The following is a 15697-nucleotide window of genomic DNA, read 5'->3' on the forward strand; positions in this document are numbered from 1 at the left end:
ATGTTCCCTCGCCGAGGGCCGTTCACCCACCGTTGCGTTGGTCACTGCATCCTGGGCCCGGTCGTGCAGGATGGCCACATGTCTACTCGAATCGCCGTCGTCACCGGCGCCTCCAGCGGCATCGGGGCCGCCACCGCCCGCCGGCTCGACGCCGAGGGCTTCCACGTCGTCGCCGTCGCCCGCCGCGAGGACCGGCTCAAGGACCTCGTCGGATCGCTGCGCTCCGGCACCGCCGTGGTGGCCGACGTCACCTCCGACGAGTCGGTCGCGGCCCTCGCCGCCGCCGTCGAGGCGCTCGACGGGACCGTCGAGCTGCTGGTCAACAACGCCGGCGGGGCGATCGGGGCCGAGACGGTCGAGGACGCCGACCTCGCCGACTGGCAGTGGATGTTCGACGTCAACGTGCTCGGCACGGTCCGGGTCACCAAGGCGCTGCTGCCACTGCTGGAGCGCTCGGGCCGGGCCACCGTCGTGGTGCTGAGCTCGACCGCGGGGCTGATCGTGTACGAGGGCGGCGGCGGGTACGCGGCGGCCAAGCACGCCCAGACCGCCGTCGCCGAGACCCTGCGCCTGGAGCTTTGCGGCCGCCCGGTCCGGGTCGTGGAGATCGACCCCGGCATGGTGCGCACCGACGAGTTCGCCCTCAAGCGCTACGAGGGCGACGCGGAGAAGGCGGCCGCGGTGTACGCCGGCGTCGCCGAGCCGCTCGTCGCCGACGACATCGCCGACTGCATCGCCTGGACCGCGACCCGGCCGCACCACGTGAACATCGACCGGCTCGTGGTCCGCCCGCTCGCCCAGGCCGCCCAGCACAAGGTCCACCGGGTGCTGTGAAGCCGGTCGGGTCGATCACGCGGGGCACCACCAACCCCAACCGGCTGCGCCGCGTCGACAACTGGATCGCCGCGACGCTCGGCGGGGTGCTGCGCCGGGCGGACGAGCCGCTGGTGGTCGACCTCGGCTTCGGCGCCTCGCCGATCACCGCGATCGAGCTGCACGCCCGCCTCGGCGTGCCGGTCGCCGGCCTGGAGATCGACCCGGCCCGCGTGGCCGCCGCCCGCCCCTACGAGACCGAGGGCCTGCGCTTCCGGCTCGGCGGCTTCGAGCTGGCCGGCCTGCGCCCGACCCTGGTGCGGGCGTTCAACGTGCTGCGGCAGTACGACGAGGCCGACGTGCCCGGCGCCTGGGCGGCGATGACGGCGACGGGCGCGCTGCTGGTGGAGGGGACCTGCGACGAGCTCGGCCGGCTGGCCGCCTGGGTGCTGGTCTCCCCCGCCGGCCCGCGCACGCTCACCCTCGCCAGCCGCCTGGCCACCCTGGACACGCCGGGCACGCTGGCCGAGCGGCTGCCGAAGGCGCTCATCCACCACAACGTCCCCGGCGAGCGCATCCACGCCCTCCTGCACGACCTCGACACCGGCTGGCGGGCGGCGGCCCCGCTGTCGGTGTTCGGGCCGCGGCAGCGCTGGCGGGCCGCCGTGGAGTCGGCGCGGGGCGCGGGCTGGCCGGTGCTGGACCGCCCGGCCCGCTGGCGCCTGGGCGAGGTCACCGTGCCGTACTCCGCCGTCGCCCCCTAGAGCGCGCAGTTCACCAGCACCGGCTCCGGGTGGAGGGTCACGCCGAAGCGGGACTCGACGCCCGCGCGGATCTCGCGGGCCAGGTCCAGCAGCGCCGAGGTCGTACCGCTGCCGCGGTTGGTCAGGGCGAGCGTGTGCTTGCCGGACAGGGCCACCCCGCGGGAGAGGTCACCGTGGCCCTTGGCGAAGCCGGCGCGCTCGATCAGCCAGGCCGCGCTCAGCTTCACCGCGTCGCCGGCCGGCCACGACGGCGGGGCGCCGAACTCGGCCGCGAGCTCGCGGACCCGCTCGAAGGCGGCGGCCGGGACGACCGGGTTGGTGAAGAAGGAGCCCACTGACCAGGTGTCCGGATCGGCCGGGTCGAGCACCATGCCCTTGCCCGCGCGCAGCTTCAGCACCGCCGAGCGGACCTCCTCCAGCGGCGCCGTCGCGCCCGGCTCGACCCCGAGGGTGCGGGCCAGCTCGGCGTACGCGATCGGCGTCGAGGCGCTCGAGACCTTGAGGCGGAACGTCACCGACAGCACCACATAGCGGGCGTTGTGCTTGAAGATGCTCGTGCGGTACGCGAAACCGCACTCGGCGGCCGGGATCGTCACGACGTCGTCGCGCTCGCGGTCGTAGGCGCGCACCGCGGTGATGGTCTCGGCGACCTCCTGCCCGTAGGCCCCGACGTTCTGAATCGGCGTCGCGCCCGCCGAGCCCGGGATGCCCGACAGCGACTCGATGCCGGACCAGCCGCTGGACACGGCCGTGGCGACCACGTCGTCCCACGGGTGACCCGCGGCGACCGTCAGGGTGATCCCGTCGCCGCCGGCCTCGCTCGTCAGGCCCCGCTGGCGCAGCAGCACCACGGTGCCGGGAAAGCCGTCGTCGGCCACCACCACGTTGCTGCCGCCGGCCAGGATGAGCTGCTCGCCCTCCGAGCGCAGGGCGGCGAGCGTCTCCTCCTCGGTCGTCGCCTCGATCAGGCGGCCGGCCTGGCCGCCGAGGCGCAGGGTCGTGAACGCGGCGAGCGTGCGGGGTTCGGACACGGCACCAGCGTAAGCGTTGCCCTAATCTTGTTGGCTATGAGCAAGCCTCAGCTCACCAAGGACATCTGGCAGGCCGCGCTGCGCACCGAGGGCGACGCCTTCCGCACCGCCCTGAGCAACGGCACGCCCCTCGACGCCCCGGTGCCGAGCTGTCCGGGCTGGAGCCTGGGGGATCTCGCGTGGCATCTGCGCCAGGTGTACTCGTACGTCACCGGACACGTCGCCCGCGGGAACCTCGACAAGCCGGAGCCCCGCTCGACCGACCCGCTGCCCGAGGGCGTGGACGCGGCGACGGCCTGGACCGACGCGTTCACCGAGCTCGTGGCGACCCTCGACGCCGTCGACCCGGACACGCCGGCCTGGAACTTCGCGCCCCAGGCGAAGAAGGCCGCGTTCTGGCACCGGCGCATGGCCCACGAGACGACGATCCACCGCTGGGACGCGCAGATGGCCGGCGGCCTCGCCGAGCCGATCGAGGCGCGGCTGGCCAGCGACAACGTCACCGAGGTGCTCGACACCTGGATCCCGTCCGGGCGCCGCAGCGGGCCCACCGACCGAGCCGGCATGATCGCGCTGCACGCCACCGACACGGATCAGGTCTGGTACGTCCGGCTGCGCGGCGCCGGCATCGCGCTGCTCGACACCGACACCCTGCTCGACTCCGACGAGCACCACGAGCGCGCGACGGCGAGCGGCAGCGCGAGCGACCTGGCCCTTGCGCTGTGGGGCCGCGTGCCGTTCGACACCCTGCTCGTCAGCGGGGACGCGACTCTCCTGCGGGGCTTGCTGGCCTGAGCGGCGGCGGCCCCGCCGGCGGCCGAGCCTGGTCGTCGATGTTCAGCCCGAGCGTGCGCCGGGTCAGCAGCGTCGCCCCGCTCACCGCGGCCGGGATCACGATGATCGCCACGATCGGGATCAGCAGCACCAGGAAGACCGGGATGCCGAAGCCGAGCGCGAGCGCGCGGTTGGCCCGCAGCACCTTGCGCCGGTCGGCCAGGCGCAGCCCCCGCCGGTTGAACGGGATGCCGGTGAGCTCGACGACGATGAGCCAGCCGCCGACGAGCGCGTTCAGCACCGGCACGACGGTCTGGCCGACGACCGGGATGAACCCCATCAGGAACAGCGGGACGGCGAAGACCACGCCCAGCGCGATCAGGCGGATGGAGTCGATCAGGTTGGGCCAGAGGGTGCGGTACCACGGAAGGTCCACGGCCCCGGGCGTCCCACCGAGCCCCTCCTCCACCTTCTCGGAGATGATCTCGTAGAACGGGTCGCCGATGAGCAGGGTCAGCGCCGTGAATGTGAGCGCGGAGAGCAGCGCGGCGGCGATGAGGATGGCGGCGCCCGCCCCGAACTCGATCGCGCCGCGCCAGAAGCCCGACCAGTCGCCGGCGAACCCGGTGGCCGCGGCGGCGAGGTCGTCGATATAGATGATCAGGAACGTCCACGCCACGACGAACAGCGCGCACGTGATGACGGCCGGGATGGCGCCCAGCAGGAGCAGTTTGGGGTTGCGCCCGTAGCGCGCGAAACCCTTGCCCAGCAGCCGCAGCCCCGTCGCGAACTCGGACCCCGTCGTCTTCAGCTGACCCACGGCTTGGGAGCCTACTCGCCGGGCGCCAGCCCGTTGCGGAACGCGTACGCCACCGCCTGCGCCCGGTCGCGCACGGGGTCTACTCGCCAGGCGCCAGGCCGTTGCGGAACGCGTACGCCACCGCCGGCGCCCGGTCGCGCACGGGGTCTACTCGCCGGGCGCCAGGCCGTTGCGGAAGGCATACGCCACCGCCTGTGCCCGGTCGCGCACGCCGATCTTGGCGAGCAGGTGATTGACGTGGCTCTTCACCGTGCCCTCGCTGATGAACAGCCGCGCCGCGATCTGCCCGTTGGTGAGCCCGCCGGCGATGAGCCCCAGCACCTCGGCCTCCCGCGGCGTGAGGTCGTCGTTCCTCGGCGCGGGCTGGGCCGGCGCCGGCTCTCCCCGCGTGAGCGCGTTGAGCACGTGGTGCTGCACGGCCGGGTCGAGCGCGGCGCCGTCGTCGAGCACGCGGCGCAGGGCGGCCTGGATCTCCTCGCCGCCGGCCTCCTTCGTGAGGTATCCCTTCGCGCCCGCCCGCAACGCCTCGAGCACCGAGCGGTCGTCGGAGTAGGTGGTGAGCACGACCACGCGCACCTCGGGCGCCCGCTCCCGCAGCCGGCGGGTCGCCTCGACGCCGTCGCAGCGCGGCATGCGCAGATCCATGAGCACGATGTCGGGCCGCAGCGCCACCGCGAGGTCGACGGCCTCGGCCCCGTCGCCGGCCGCCCCGACCACCTCGACGTCCGGCAGCAGCCCGAGCACGAGGGCGAGCCCCTCCCGCACCACGCGCTGGTCGTCGGCCACGACCACGCGGATCCTCTCCCGGTCCGGGCTCATGCCACCACTCCCCCGGTCCGGGCTCACGCCGGTCCTCTCCTGGCCGGGGCTCGTGCCAGCCCTCTCCCGGTCCGGGCTCACGCCGGTCCTCTCCTGGCCGGGGCTCGCGCCGGTCGTCTCCTGGCCCGGGCTCACGCCGGCACCTCGAGCCGCACGCGGAAGCCCTGGCCGGTCGGGTCCGCGTCGAGCGTCCCGCCCAGCAGCTCGGCGCGTTCGCGCATACCGGTCAGGCCGTAGCCGGCACCCGGGCTCGGGTTCGCGGCGAGCGGGCCGAAGTCCTCGACGGTCAGCCGCACGGTGTCCCGCAGGTATTCCAGACGCACGGTCACCAGCGTGGGGGATGCGTGCCGGGCGGCGTTGGTCAGGGCCTCCTGCGCGACCCGGTACACCGCGAGCCGCGCCGGCGACTCCAGCTCCCGCTCGGCCCCGTCGGTCGTGAAGTCGCAGCGAATGCCGTGGTCGTGGGCGAAGGACTTGGTCAGCTCGGACAGCGTCGGCAGCTCGTCGTCGCGCAGCAGGCCGATCGCGCGCCGGGCCTCGTCCAGCCCGGCCCGGCCGAGCTGCTGGGCACGCTCGATCGCCGCCGGGAGCCGGGGGTCGTCGGGCGTGCGCACGGCCAGCATCCGCGCCCCCTCCAGCTGCAGCATCAGCCCCGACAGCGAGTGCGCGAGCAGGTCGTGCATCTCCCGGGCCAGGTGCTGGCGCTCCGAGAGCCGCGCGGCCTCGGCCTGCGCCACGCGGCCGCGCTCGAGCTCCTCGACGAGCTGCTCCGCCTGCTGGTTGGCCTCGGCGAGGCGGATGGCGAAGACGAGCATGCCGTAGAACGCGCCGACCATCACCGCGTCGAGCAGCGCGCTCACGATCGAGTCGTCGCGCGCGGAGGAGATCACCACGGCCAGCAGGATCAGCGCGATCACGGTGATCGGGACCGAGACGTGCCCGCGCAGCAACGGGGCCAGGAACGACACGCCGACGAAGATCCCGGCCACGGCCGCGCCGTCCGGCTGCAGCCACGCCAGCGTCGCGGACGCGGCCAGCAGCAACGCCACGAACGGCACGTGCGCCCGCGGCGGCCGCAGCAGCGTCAGCACCCCGCCGGCGCCGGCGACGACGAACACGGCCAGGGCGAGCAGCACCCACAGCCCCGGCCCGCCCAGCGCCGGCCCCGGTTCGGAGGTGCACGCCGACCACACGACCACGAGCATGATCAACGGGGCCAGGGGCCGCAGCCAGCGCACGACGGCGTCGCGCTGGGCCCGGGCCGAGTCGAGCGTGGCCTGCGCCGGTGTGCTCATGACGTCCATTGAATCCGCTCTCCGCGGCGGTCCACATCCAACCGGGGTTGGACGTTGCGCCTCCACCCGAGCTCTACCCGTGCGCCGATGCGTTTGACGGCCCCCGGTCGCGAGGCTGAACCCCATGACACGAACCCCGCGGCTACTCACCGCCGCCTACCTGCTCCTGAGCCTGGCCACCCTCGGCGTCGCCTACACGCTGCGGCACCACGCGAACCTGGTGAACGACGCGGTCTGGGTCCGGGGCACGATCGTCGTGCTCAGCGCCGCGGTCTGCAACGTCCTGGCGGCGCGCGGAGACGTACGCCGGCTGCGCATCATCGCGATCGTGATGATGGTCGCGATCACCGTCATCGTCTCGCTGCCGGGGATGTTCCCCGTCTGGCTGAAGCTCGAACAGGTGGTGTGCGGCCTGCTCCTGCTGGGCGTGGTCCTGACTCTGCCGCGCAAGGCGAGGCTGCGTCCCGGAAGCCCGACGTGACCGTACCGTTGCGCCACGTGCCGACGCCGAGCAGGCGCACAGACCGACGCCGCGCGGCGCACGGTCCCGGCCCTGCGCACTAGCCCGGCCTTGGCCCGGCCTTGCGCACGGCCGGGACCGTGCACCGGGCCGGTGCTTCACGGCTGCCGGGCGCGCTCGCCGTGGTGCTGCCCGTGCCCGGTCTCGTCGCTCTCCCCCGTCTCGCCGGTCCGGCCCCACTCCTGAAGTGCCTTTCCCGCCGCGCTCGCCCCCGGCCCGTCGGCGGCGTCGAGGCTACGAGGCAGCCAGGCGGCGGAGGGCTCCCCGGACGGTTTCGGGCTTGGTGGTGTACCAGAACGGGGGTAGCGACCGGCGCAGGAACGGCCCGTAGCTGGACGCGTGCTCCAGACGGGAGTCCAGCACCGCCACGACGCCCTTGTCCCCGCGTGACCGGATCAGCCGCCCGACCCCCTGGGCCAGGCGAACCGCGGCGATCGGCACGCTCACCGCGGCGAAGCCGGAGCCGCCCGCCGACTGCACCGCGTCGGAGCGCGCGGCCGAGAGCGGCTCGTCGGGCCGCGGGAACGGCAGCCGGTCGATGATCACCAGCTGGCAGGCGTCGCCCGGCACGTCCACGCCCTGCCACAGGGACATGACGCCGAGCAGGCAGCTGTTGCGGTCCTCGCGGAACTTGCGCACGAGGATCGGCAGCGACTCCTCGCCCTGCAGCAGGATCGTGATCCCCGGCGTGCGGGCGCGCAGCACCTCCGCGGCGCGCTCGGCCGCCTTGCGGGAGGAGAACAGGCCCAGGGCCCGGCCCCCGAGCGCCTGCACCAGCTCCACCATCTCGTTCGCGGCGGGCTCGGAAAGGCCCGAGGTCTGCGGCTTCGGAAGGTGCGCAGCGACGTACAGAATGCCCTGCTTGGCATAGTCGAACGGCGATCCGACGTCCAGCGAGCTCCAGGCGAGCCCGGCCGTGTCCCGCGCCTCGTCGGCCCGCACGACCGTCTCGCGCGCCTCCTGGGCGGGGCTGGCCGCGACCGGCGGGCGCTCGACGGCGATGGGCAGGCCGAGGGAGCGGGCGACCGTCTCGAACTGGCCGCCGAGGGCGAGCGTGGCGGAGGTGGCGACGACGGTACGGTCGCTGAAAAGGTGACTGCTCAACGTCCCCGCGACCGACAGCGGCGCGATGACCACGGCCCGGCGGCTGCGCTCGTCGCGCTCGATCCAGATGACGTCGTGCTCGGCGTTGGCGATCATGCGCTGGGCGACCTTCACGAGATCGCCGATCATCGTCTTGGCCTGCTGCTTGCGCACCGGGTCGGCATCGTCGGCGCGCACCTCGCCGATCGCGTCGAGCGCCTTGCGCCCGCCCGCGTCGAGCAGCGTGAGCGCCTCGGCGACCACCGTCGGCAGCGCCCCGACGACCCGGCCCGCGGGCACCTCGGCGAGCGCGACGGTGAGCAGGTCGCCGGCCTCCATGAGCCGATCGGCGACGTCGTCGTCGACGTAGGCCCGGCACCGCCGCGCGGCCCGCTCCAGCGTCTCCGGCGTGAGCTCGGCCTGCGAGGCGGAGCTCACCCGGTCGGCGAGCTCGTGGGCCTCGTCGACGACGAGCAGCTCGTGCGGCGGGATGATCTGGCGCCCGGTGAGCATGTCCACGGCGAGCAGGCTGTGGTTGGTGACCACGATGTCCGCCTCGCGCGCCCGGCTGCGGCTCGCCTCGGCGAAGCACTCCGCACCGTACGGGCACCGTTGCGCCCCGACACACTCGCGCGCCGGCATCGACACCAGCTTCCAGGCCGCGTCGTCCACCCCCGGGTCGAGCTCGTCGCGGTCCCCGGTCTCGGTCTCCATCGCCCACCCGCGCAGCCGCTCGATGTGCTTGCCGAGCCGGCCCGCCTCGCCGAGCCACTTCGTGGGCCGGGCCTCGCCGACGTCGAAGAGCGCATCCTCGGGCTCGTCGGCGGACGTGCCCTCCAGCCGCGCCAGGCAGACGTAGTGGTGGCGCCCCTTGAGCACCGCGTAGGTCGGGCGGCGCCCCAGCACCGGCTCGACCGCGTCCGCCAGACGCGGCAGGTCGTGGTCGACGAGCTGCGACTGCAGGGCGAGCGTGGCCGTCGAGATCACCACGGGCCCGTCGACGAGCAGGGACGGCACAAGGTACGCCAGCGACTTGCCCGTCCCCGTGCCCGCCTGCACCAGCAGGTGCTCCTCCTTCTCCACCGCGGCCGTGATCGCCTTCGCCATGCTCTGCTGGCCCGGGCGCTCGGCACCGTCCGGCACCGCGCCGACGGCCGCGGCGAGCAGATCGATCACTTCCGGCTTGGGGCGGCGGACTTGAGGGGTGGCTGTCACGGTCCGCAGGCTACCGCTTGTGTACGACAGAATTCGTCGGCGCACCCGGTCGGTACCGTGAGCGTCATGAAACGCATCCGGGTCGTGTACCGCAAGTACGACGGCTCGCTCCACTGGAACTACGAGACGGAGTACCTGGGCGAGGACGAGCACGGCGTGTGGCTCGGCGCCGGCGCGACGACGCCGATCTACAAAGGAACCACCCTGAAGGGGCCCCCGGACGCGCCGCACGTGCTGCTCTTTCCGCGCCAGACGTGGTGGACAGCCTGCTTCAACGCCGAGCCCGCCCGCACCGAGATCTACTGCGACATCACGAGCGTGCCGCACTGGCCGACGCACACCGAGGTGACCGCGATCGACCTGGATCTGGATGTACGCCGTCGGCGTAACGGCGACGTCAGCCTCCTGGACGAGGACGAGTTCGCGGTGCATCAGGTGCGCTACCAGTACCCGGCCGACGTCGTGACCTCGGCTCTGGCGAGCGCGGACTGGCTGATGGGCGCCGTGAGCGGGCACGTGGAGCCCTTCGGCACGGCGTACCATCGGTGGCTGAACGAGGTCACGTAAACGCGACTCCTTGCACACCCAGCGTAACAATTGATGTGATCAACTTGGATGCGTGTGTTAGCGTAAGGGATAACGGAACGGCACGCACCCGCCTCGCTTGCACGTCCACGAGAGTGGCATCCGGCTCGAGTTAGTTGTCGATGCCGGCGATGAGGTTCGACGAGCGCGGTGAGTTCGGCCGGCCGCGACTCGGACCGCGTCCGATCGTCGTTCGAGCGCCGGCGCGGGCACCCGCGCCGTGACGAGGGCGTCGCGCTGTTGCGGGGCGTGCCGTCGCGGGGGCACGCTGTCGCCGGATGTGCTGCCGCGGGGCGCTTCGGACACGAACGGCTCACGGCGGTCGAGGCCGGACGCCGCGGGACGGTCGGCAGCCACGGCGGGATCGCTGGTCGGCCACGCGAGGGCGATCGGTGGTCGCGGCGGAATCGCTGATCGGCTGCGCGAGGCGGTCGGCATCCGGCGCGCGAGCGTCGGCGCCCGTCGCAAGGCGGGGTGGACGAGTGGCCGCTGGCACAGCGCGCAGCTGCGGGCGGCTGACGGTGGGCGCAGCCAACGTGCCGCCCGCGCTGGACGGGCGCCGCGACGCACAGCGGGCGCACTGGACGGGCGCGCGGCGCGCGACGGCGGCGCGGAGACGAAGCGCGCGGCGGGCGCGCTGGACGGGCGCACGGCGCGGCACACGGCGGTTGTGTCGGACGGCCGCGCACGCGCGGGCATGTCGGACGGGCACGCGGCGGCTGCGCGGGGGCAAGACGCGCCGGGGCAAGGCGCGCGGGGGCAAGGCGCGCGGGGGCAAGGCGCGCGGGGGCAAGGCGCGCGGGGGCAAGGCGCGCGGCCGACGTGGGCGACCGTCGCGGATCTTGCGGCCGTCGACCCAAGATCGGCAACGGCAGGACGGTCCACGGCGAGCTGCGCCAAGTCGCAGCGACGCGCGCCCGACCAGCCGCCAGCCGCCAGTCGAGCGGCGCCACCAACGGCTTCGAGCCACGAGGCGACCCGCAGAGGCGGGCGTTGATCAGCAGCGGGCCGCGCCGGCGACAGGGCACCCGAGGAGGCCCGGATCGCCGCAACGCGACGAAAACGCAACGAAAGCCGCCAACCGCCAGGCGCAGACCCCACGGCCTCCGCGCTCAAGAACGGCGGCCGGGAGCAGGCCGCCAAAGCGACCGGCGGCCCGGAAGTAGGAAGCCACACCGCCGAGCCGAAGATTCGACCAGTTCGCGCGCGTGCGAAATGTGCGTTAAGTACCATTTTTCCCATGGACAACGCCCTGGCGACCGTCGCCGTTGGACTCGCCGGGCTGGCGACGTGCGGGGTGGTGGGCGCGATCGCCGCCTCCCGGGTTCGCCGCGGCCGGCCGTACCTCGCCAACGGGCTCTTCGTCGCGCTCGACGGGCCCGTCGACCCCGCGGCCACGGCCGCGCGCGCGGGCTTCGCCGGCGTCGAGGTCGGGGTCCGCATCGACCCGGACACGACCACTCCGACGCTGCGGCTCACCTGCGCGATGCCGCCCGGCGAGCCCCCGCCCACGTTCGACCAGGCCGTGCTCACCCCGCTCGCGACCCGCGTCGCCGGGAATCCGCTCGGGCGGGTGCACGCGCGGCGGGCCGAGCCGTTCCTGCTCATGGTGCGCGCCGAACCCGAGCCCGACCCGGAGACCGGGGCCACCCGGGCCGAGGGCCGCGAGTACGAGACGCTCGACCGTCTCCTGCGACCGCACGCGCCGATCCTCACGCAGTTCCTGGGCGGGCGCGTGGTCCCCGGCGCGATCACCGTCGTGCTCACGGGGGCGCACTGGTCGCGGGCCGACCTGCTGGGGGCGTACGAGCGATATGCCTTCCTCGAAGGGCGCTTCAGCGACCTGGAGCCGGGCGGCCTGCCCGTCGGCGTCGCGCCGTTCGTCACCGAGTCGCTCGCGACCCGGCTCGGGTTCGACGCGCAGGAGGAGTGGCCCGAGTTCCCGGCCGAGGCGCGGCACATCCTGCGCTCGCTCGTGCGCGCCGCGCACGCCGACGGGCGGCGCGTACGGTTCGCCGACGTGCCCGACGGGCCGCGGCCGGTGCGCAACGCGTTCTGGCGGGAGATGCGCGCGGCCGAGGTCGACGTGATCGCCAGCCGGCACCGGGGCGCGCTCGCCCGCTTCCTGCGCAAGCCGGTCCAGCGGACCTACAAACACCGTGCGGCACCGGTCCGGTACGCCGCGGCGCCAGAGGTGAACTCAAGGTAAACGAGAGATGAACGCGCAGCGTGCGAGGGATCTCACTGCGACGACCACGGGGCGTGCGCCTTAACATTCACGCTTCAGGGGTACGGGGTTTCCTTCGATGAGGTAACGAGGTCGACTGTGCGGTTCAGGCTGCGTCCTAGCGACGATTCGTTCTACGAGTTCTTCAGCCGCGCGGCGCAGAACCTCGTCAAGGGCACGGAGCTGCTCTCCGAGCTCGCCCTCCCCGGGGCCGACGTGCAGTCGATCAGCGAGCGCCTCGTCGAGGTCGAGCACGACAGCGATGCGATCACGCACGAGCTGTACAAGAAGATCAACTCCAGCTTCATCACGCCCTTCGACCGCGAGGACATCTATCGCCTCGGGTCGCTGCTCGACGACGTGATGGACCACCTGGAGGCGGTGGGCAGCCTGCTGTACCTCTACGGCCTCACCAAGCTCCCGTCGCTGCCCCGCGAGATCCACGAGATCGTGAAGGTGCTCGACCAGCAGTCCCGGCTCACCGCCGAGGCCATGCCCCGGCTGAAGTCCATGAAGGACCTGGAGCCCTACTGGGTGGAGTGCAACCGCCTGGAGAACGACGGCGACAGCGCGTACCGCATGGCGCTGGTCCGCCTCTTCTCCGGCGAGTACGACGCGCTGACCGTGCTCAAGATGAAGGAGGTCGTCGACGAGCTCGAGGCGGCCTGCGACGCGTTCGAGCACGTGGCCAACACGGTCGAGACCATCGTGGTCAAGGAGTCGTAGCCATCAGCGCACAGCTCGTCGCAGTCCTCGCCGTCATCGTGGTGGCGCTGGTCTTCGACTACACCAACGGCTTTCACGACGCCGCCAACGCCATCGCCACCTCGGTCTCGACCCGCGCGCTCACCCCGCGCGCCGGGCTGATCATGGCCGCGCTCGGCAACTTCATCGGCGCGCACCTGGGCGGCCACGTCGCCGCGACCGTCGGCGGGGGCATCATCGACCCGCCGACCGGCCTGGACGGGCTCGGCATCGTCTTCGCCGGCGTCATCGGCGCCATCGCCTGGAACCTCATCACCTGGTACTTCGGGCTGCCCTCCTCGTCCTCCCACGCGCTGTTCGGCGGCCTGGTGGGGGCCTCGATCTGCGCCGTGTGGTTCGGCCTCGACTCGAAGGTGCTCTGGTCCGGCATCGTGAGCAAGGTCCTGGTGCCGATGGTCGCCTCGCCGGTGGTCGGCTTCCTGCTGGGCGGCCTGCTCATGGTCGCCATCATGTGGACGTTCCGGCGCGCGAACCCCCGGGTGCTCGGCCGCGGCTTCCGCCGCGCGCAGACGGTCTCGGCCGCGGCGATGGCGGTCGGCCACGGCATGCAGGACGCCGCGAAGACGATGGGCATCATCGTGCTCGCGCTCTACACCGGCGGCTACCACGCCGACAAGAAGGACATCCCGCAGTGGGTGTTCCTGGCCTGCTCGACGGTGCTGGCCCTCGGCACCTACTCGGGCGGCTGGCGCATCATCCGCACCCTGGGCCGCAAGGTCATCGACCTCGACCCGCCGCAGGGCTTCGCGGCCGAGACGGTCGCGGCCGGCGTGCTGTTCACCACCTCGCAGCTGGGCCTGCCGATCTCGACCACGCACAGCATCACCTCGGCCATCATGGGCGTCGGCGCGACGAAGCGCCTGTCGGCGGTGCGCTGGCAGGTGGCCGGGAACATCGTGATCGCCTGGGTGCTGACGTTCCCGGCCGCCGCGGTCATCGCGATCGTGGCCTACCTGCTGACCCACGCGCTCTTCTAGGCCGACCCGTACCGCTGCCGGTCGCCGAGGCCCATCTCGCCGCGCAGGCCGTTCTCGGTGAACAGCAGCGGGTGGTCGGGGTCGATGCGGTCGGGCGTGGCCGGGTCGCCGTCGTCGTCGATCGGCAGCCCGACCGCCTGGCGCTCGAAGTTCGGCACCGCGGGCCCGCCCGGGTACTGGTGGTCGGGCCCGCTGCCCTGGTCGTAGGCGGCGCCGTCGTCGGTGTCGTGCTCGTAGTCGTAGATGTGCGCCATCTCGTGGAACAGCGTCGTGACCGGGGTGCGGGCGTCGTAGGCCGGGTTGTACGTGATGACCGGCACGCCGTCGTCGTAGCTCGCGTGGCCGTTGAGCTCGTCGAGCGGCTCGATGTGCAGCCGCTGCCCGGAGGCGCGCAGGTCGGCGAGCATCGCCCGGCCCGCGGGCGAGGCGGTGAGCAGGTCGAGGTCGGCGTGCACCCGGGCCTGGTACTGCGCGTCGCCGCCCACCGTGATGAACCCGGTCAGGTCGTCGTCCCCGGTCGCGGTCATCCGCTCGACCCCGGCGGCGGCGTCCTCGCCCTGCCCGTAGAGCGTGTCGGCGCCGGCCCCGCCGGTCACGGTGTCGCGCCCGGCGCCGGAGTAGGCCACGTCGTCCCCGTCGCCGCCGTCGAGCCGGTCGTCGCCGCGGCCGCCGGAGAGCACGTCGGCGCCGTCGTCCCCGGCGACCAGGTCGTCACCGGCGCCGCCGTCGGCGAAGTCGGCGCCCTCGCCGCCGCGCAGCACGTCGGAGCCGTCGCCGCCGTAGAGCGTGTCGTCGCCGCGGCCGCCCTCGAGCCGGTCGTCGCCGGCGCCGCCGTCGAGGTAGTCGCGGTGGTCGCCGCCGTCGAGCAGGTCGAAGCCGTCCCCGCCGAGGAGCCGGTCGTCGTCCCCGCCGCCGGCCAGGACGTCGTCGCCGGCCCCGCCGCCGAGCCGGTCGGCGCCCTCGCCGCCGAAGAGCAGGTCGGCCCCGACCCCGCCGTCGGTGGTGTCGGCGCCCTGGCTGCCCCACAGCCGGTCGTCGCCGTCGCCGAGGTCGGCCCGCTCGGTGGCGCCCTTCGGCGGCGTCTGGGTCGCGGTCACCATGGCGCCGAGGCTGACCCGGTCCGCGCCCGCCCCGCCGCTGACCGTGTCCACGCCCATCCCGGCGATGAGCACGTCGTCGCCGGCCCCGCCGCGGAGCCGGTCGTCGCCGTCGCCGCCGAGCACGGTCACGCCCGCGGCGCCGCCGACCGTGACGGTGTCGTCGCCGTCGCCGGTGCGCAGCACGAGCCGGGCGCCGGGCGGGATGGTGAGCCGCCGGCCGTTCACGGTCACGTGGCCGTCCTCGACCACGACGCTGTCCGCGGCGCCGGTCGCCTCCACCACGAAGAGGTCGCCGACGAGGTGCGCGTCGACCCCGCCGGCGGCTGGCGGCGGGGTCCAGGCCGCGAACGTCCGGCCGATGACGGGGGCCCAGACCGCGGCGAGCACCTCCCAGCGGGCCCGCGCCCGGGCCAGGGCCGAGCGCTGGGCGGCCAGCCCCTGCTCGAGGTCGGCCCGGATCTCGCCGGCCTCGGCGACCGCGGCGCGGACCGCCTCGGCCTGGGCCGCGTCGGCCGGCGTGAACGTGACGCTGCCGCCGCCGCGCCGGTGCGGCACCCCGGCGGCGCGCGCGAACGCGTCGGCGAGCTGGTTCTGCCCGCCGCGCAGCAGGGCCGCCGCGCCGTCCAGCGCCGTGGCGGTGTCCGCGAGGACTCCCTCGAGGTCGTTCAGGCTGTCGCTGTACTGCCGCCAATGCCCCCGGAATCCGTCGGCGGCCTCGCCCTCCCAGTCGCCGCCGACGACCCGGGCCGCGGCGCCGCCGAGCCTGTCGTGGGCGGCCCGCACGTCGGCGACCACCGCCCGCCAGGCCGTCGCGGCCCGCCCGAGCAGCTCCGGCCGCGCGGCCAGCTCCCAGATGTCGTCCACCGTGACGGCGGACGACTCAACCGTCTGCACCATGAAGATCCCCCG

The 15697-nt window shown here is 73.8% G+C and carries 14 protein-coding genes; 8 read left to right on the forward strand and 6 right to left on the reverse strand.

Going from position 1 to position 15697, the window contains the following annotated elements; genetic code table 11:
- Positions 1-78: 78 nt before the first annotated feature.
- Both AC6JBM_RS40490 and AC6JBM_RS40495 read left to right on the forward strand, forming a co-directional pair.
- Positions 79-834: an SDR family oxidoreductase gene (locus AC6JBM_RS40490; RefSeq protein WP_350612277.1), complete on the forward strand. Its 756-nt coding sequence runs from the start codon at positions 79-81 to the stop codon at positions 832-834.
- On the forward strand, positions 831-1577 hold the full coding sequence (locus AC6JBM_RS40495; protein ID WP_350612278.1) for a class I SAM-dependent methyltransferase: 747 nt from the start codon (positions 831-833) through the stop codon (positions 1575-1577). Before AC6JBM_RS40490 ends, AC6JBM_RS40495 begins: the two co-directional genes overlap by 4 nt.
- Here AC6JBM_RS40495 and AC6JBM_RS40500 read toward each other — a convergent pair.
- The gene (locus tag AC6JBM_RS40500; protein WP_497979103.1) at positions 1574-2608 is read right to left on the reverse strand and encodes a UDP-N-acetylmuramate dehydrogenase; all 1035 of its coding nucleotides are present in this window, start codon (positions 2606-2608) and stop codon (positions 1574-1576) included. The genes AC6JBM_RS40495 and AC6JBM_RS40500 overlap by 4 nt on opposite strands.
- 36 nt (positions 2609-2644) lie before the next feature.
- On the opposite strand from AC6JBM_RS40500, the gene AC6JBM_RS40505 reads away from it, so the two are divergent.
- A complete protein-coding gene (locus AC6JBM_RS40505; RefSeq protein WP_497979104.1) occupies positions 2645-3403 on the forward strand; it encodes a maleylpyruvate isomerase family mycothiol-dependent enzyme in 759 nt (252 codons plus the stop codon).
- On the opposite strand, the gene AC6JBM_RS40510 is transcribed toward AC6JBM_RS40505, so the two are convergent.
- From AC6JBM_RS40510 to AC6JBM_RS40520, 3 genes are all read right to left on the reverse strand, one after another.
- Positions 3363-4202, reverse strand: coding sequence for an EI24 domain-containing protein (locus AC6JBM_RS40510; protein ID WP_497979105.1), 840 nt, complete (start codon positions 4200-4202; stop codon positions 3363-3365). The genes AC6JBM_RS40505 and AC6JBM_RS40510 overlap by 41 nt on opposite strands.
- A gap of 147 nt (positions 4203-4349) precedes the next feature.
- Positions 4350-5156, reverse strand: coding sequence for a response regulator (locus tag AC6JBM_RS40515; protein ID WP_497979106.1), 807 nt, complete (start codon positions 5154-5156; stop codon positions 4350-4352).
- Positions 5153-6316, reverse strand: coding sequence for a sensor histidine kinase (locus AC6JBM_RS40520; protein ID WP_497979107.1), 1164 nt, complete (start codon positions 6314-6316; stop codon positions 5153-5155). Before AC6JBM_RS40520 ends, AC6JBM_RS40515 begins: the two co-directional genes overlap by 4 nt.
- A 124-nt stretch (positions 6317-6440) precedes the next feature.
- On the opposite strand from AC6JBM_RS40520, the gene AC6JBM_RS40525 reads away from it, so the two are divergent.
- The gene (locus tag AC6JBM_RS40525) at positions 6441-6797 is read left to right on the forward strand and encodes a hypothetical protein (protein WP_497979108.1); all 357 of its coding nucleotides are present in this window, start codon (positions 6441-6443) and stop codon (positions 6795-6797) included.
- A 273-nt stretch (positions 6798-7070) separates the two neighbouring features.
- On the opposite strand, the gene AC6JBM_RS40530 is transcribed toward AC6JBM_RS40525, so the two are convergent.
- Positions 7071-9026, reverse strand: coding sequence for an ATP-dependent DNA helicase (locus tag AC6JBM_RS40530; RefSeq protein WP_497986637.1), 1956 nt, complete (start codon positions 9024-9026; stop codon positions 7071-7073).
- A gap of 174 nt (positions 9027-9200) precedes the next feature.
- On the opposite strand from AC6JBM_RS40530, the gene AC6JBM_RS40535 reads away from it, so the two are divergent.
- The 4 genes from AC6JBM_RS40535 to AC6JBM_RS40550 all read left to right on the forward strand — a co-directional run bounded on the left by AC6JBM_RS40535 (position 9201) and on the right by AC6JBM_RS40550 (position 13688).
- A complete protein-coding gene (locus AC6JBM_RS40535; RefSeq protein WP_497979109.1) occupies positions 9201-9701 on the forward strand; it encodes a DUF402 domain-containing protein in 501 nt (166 codons plus the stop codon).
- 1258 nt (positions 9702-10959) lie between these two features.
- A complete protein-coding gene (locus AC6JBM_RS40540) occupies positions 10960-11928 on the forward strand; it encodes a PI-PLC domain-containing protein (RefSeq protein ID WP_497979110.1) in 969 nt (322 codons plus the stop codon).
- Between the two features lie 117 nt (positions 11929-12045).
- Positions 12046-12672: a DUF47 domain-containing protein gene (locus tag AC6JBM_RS40545; RefSeq protein ID WP_497979111.1), complete on the forward strand. Its 627-nt coding sequence runs from the start codon at positions 12046-12048 to the stop codon at positions 12670-12672.
- Between the two features lie 2 nt (positions 12673-12674).
- Positions 12675-13688, forward strand: coding sequence for an inorganic phosphate transporter (locus AC6JBM_RS40550; protein ID WP_497986638.1), 1014 nt, complete (start codon positions 12675-12677; stop codon positions 13686-13688).
- Here the strand turns inward: AC6JBM_RS40550 and AC6JBM_RS40555 are convergent.
- On the reverse strand, positions 13685-15685 hold the full coding sequence (locus tag AC6JBM_RS40555) for a M91 family zinc metallopeptidase (protein WP_497979112.1): 2001 nt from the start codon (positions 15683-15685) through the stop codon (positions 13685-13687). The genes AC6JBM_RS40550 and AC6JBM_RS40555 overlap by 4 nt on opposite strands.
- Positions 15686-15697 lie beyond the last annotated feature (12 nt).

Source organism: Dactylosporangium thailandense, assembly GCF_059739745.1.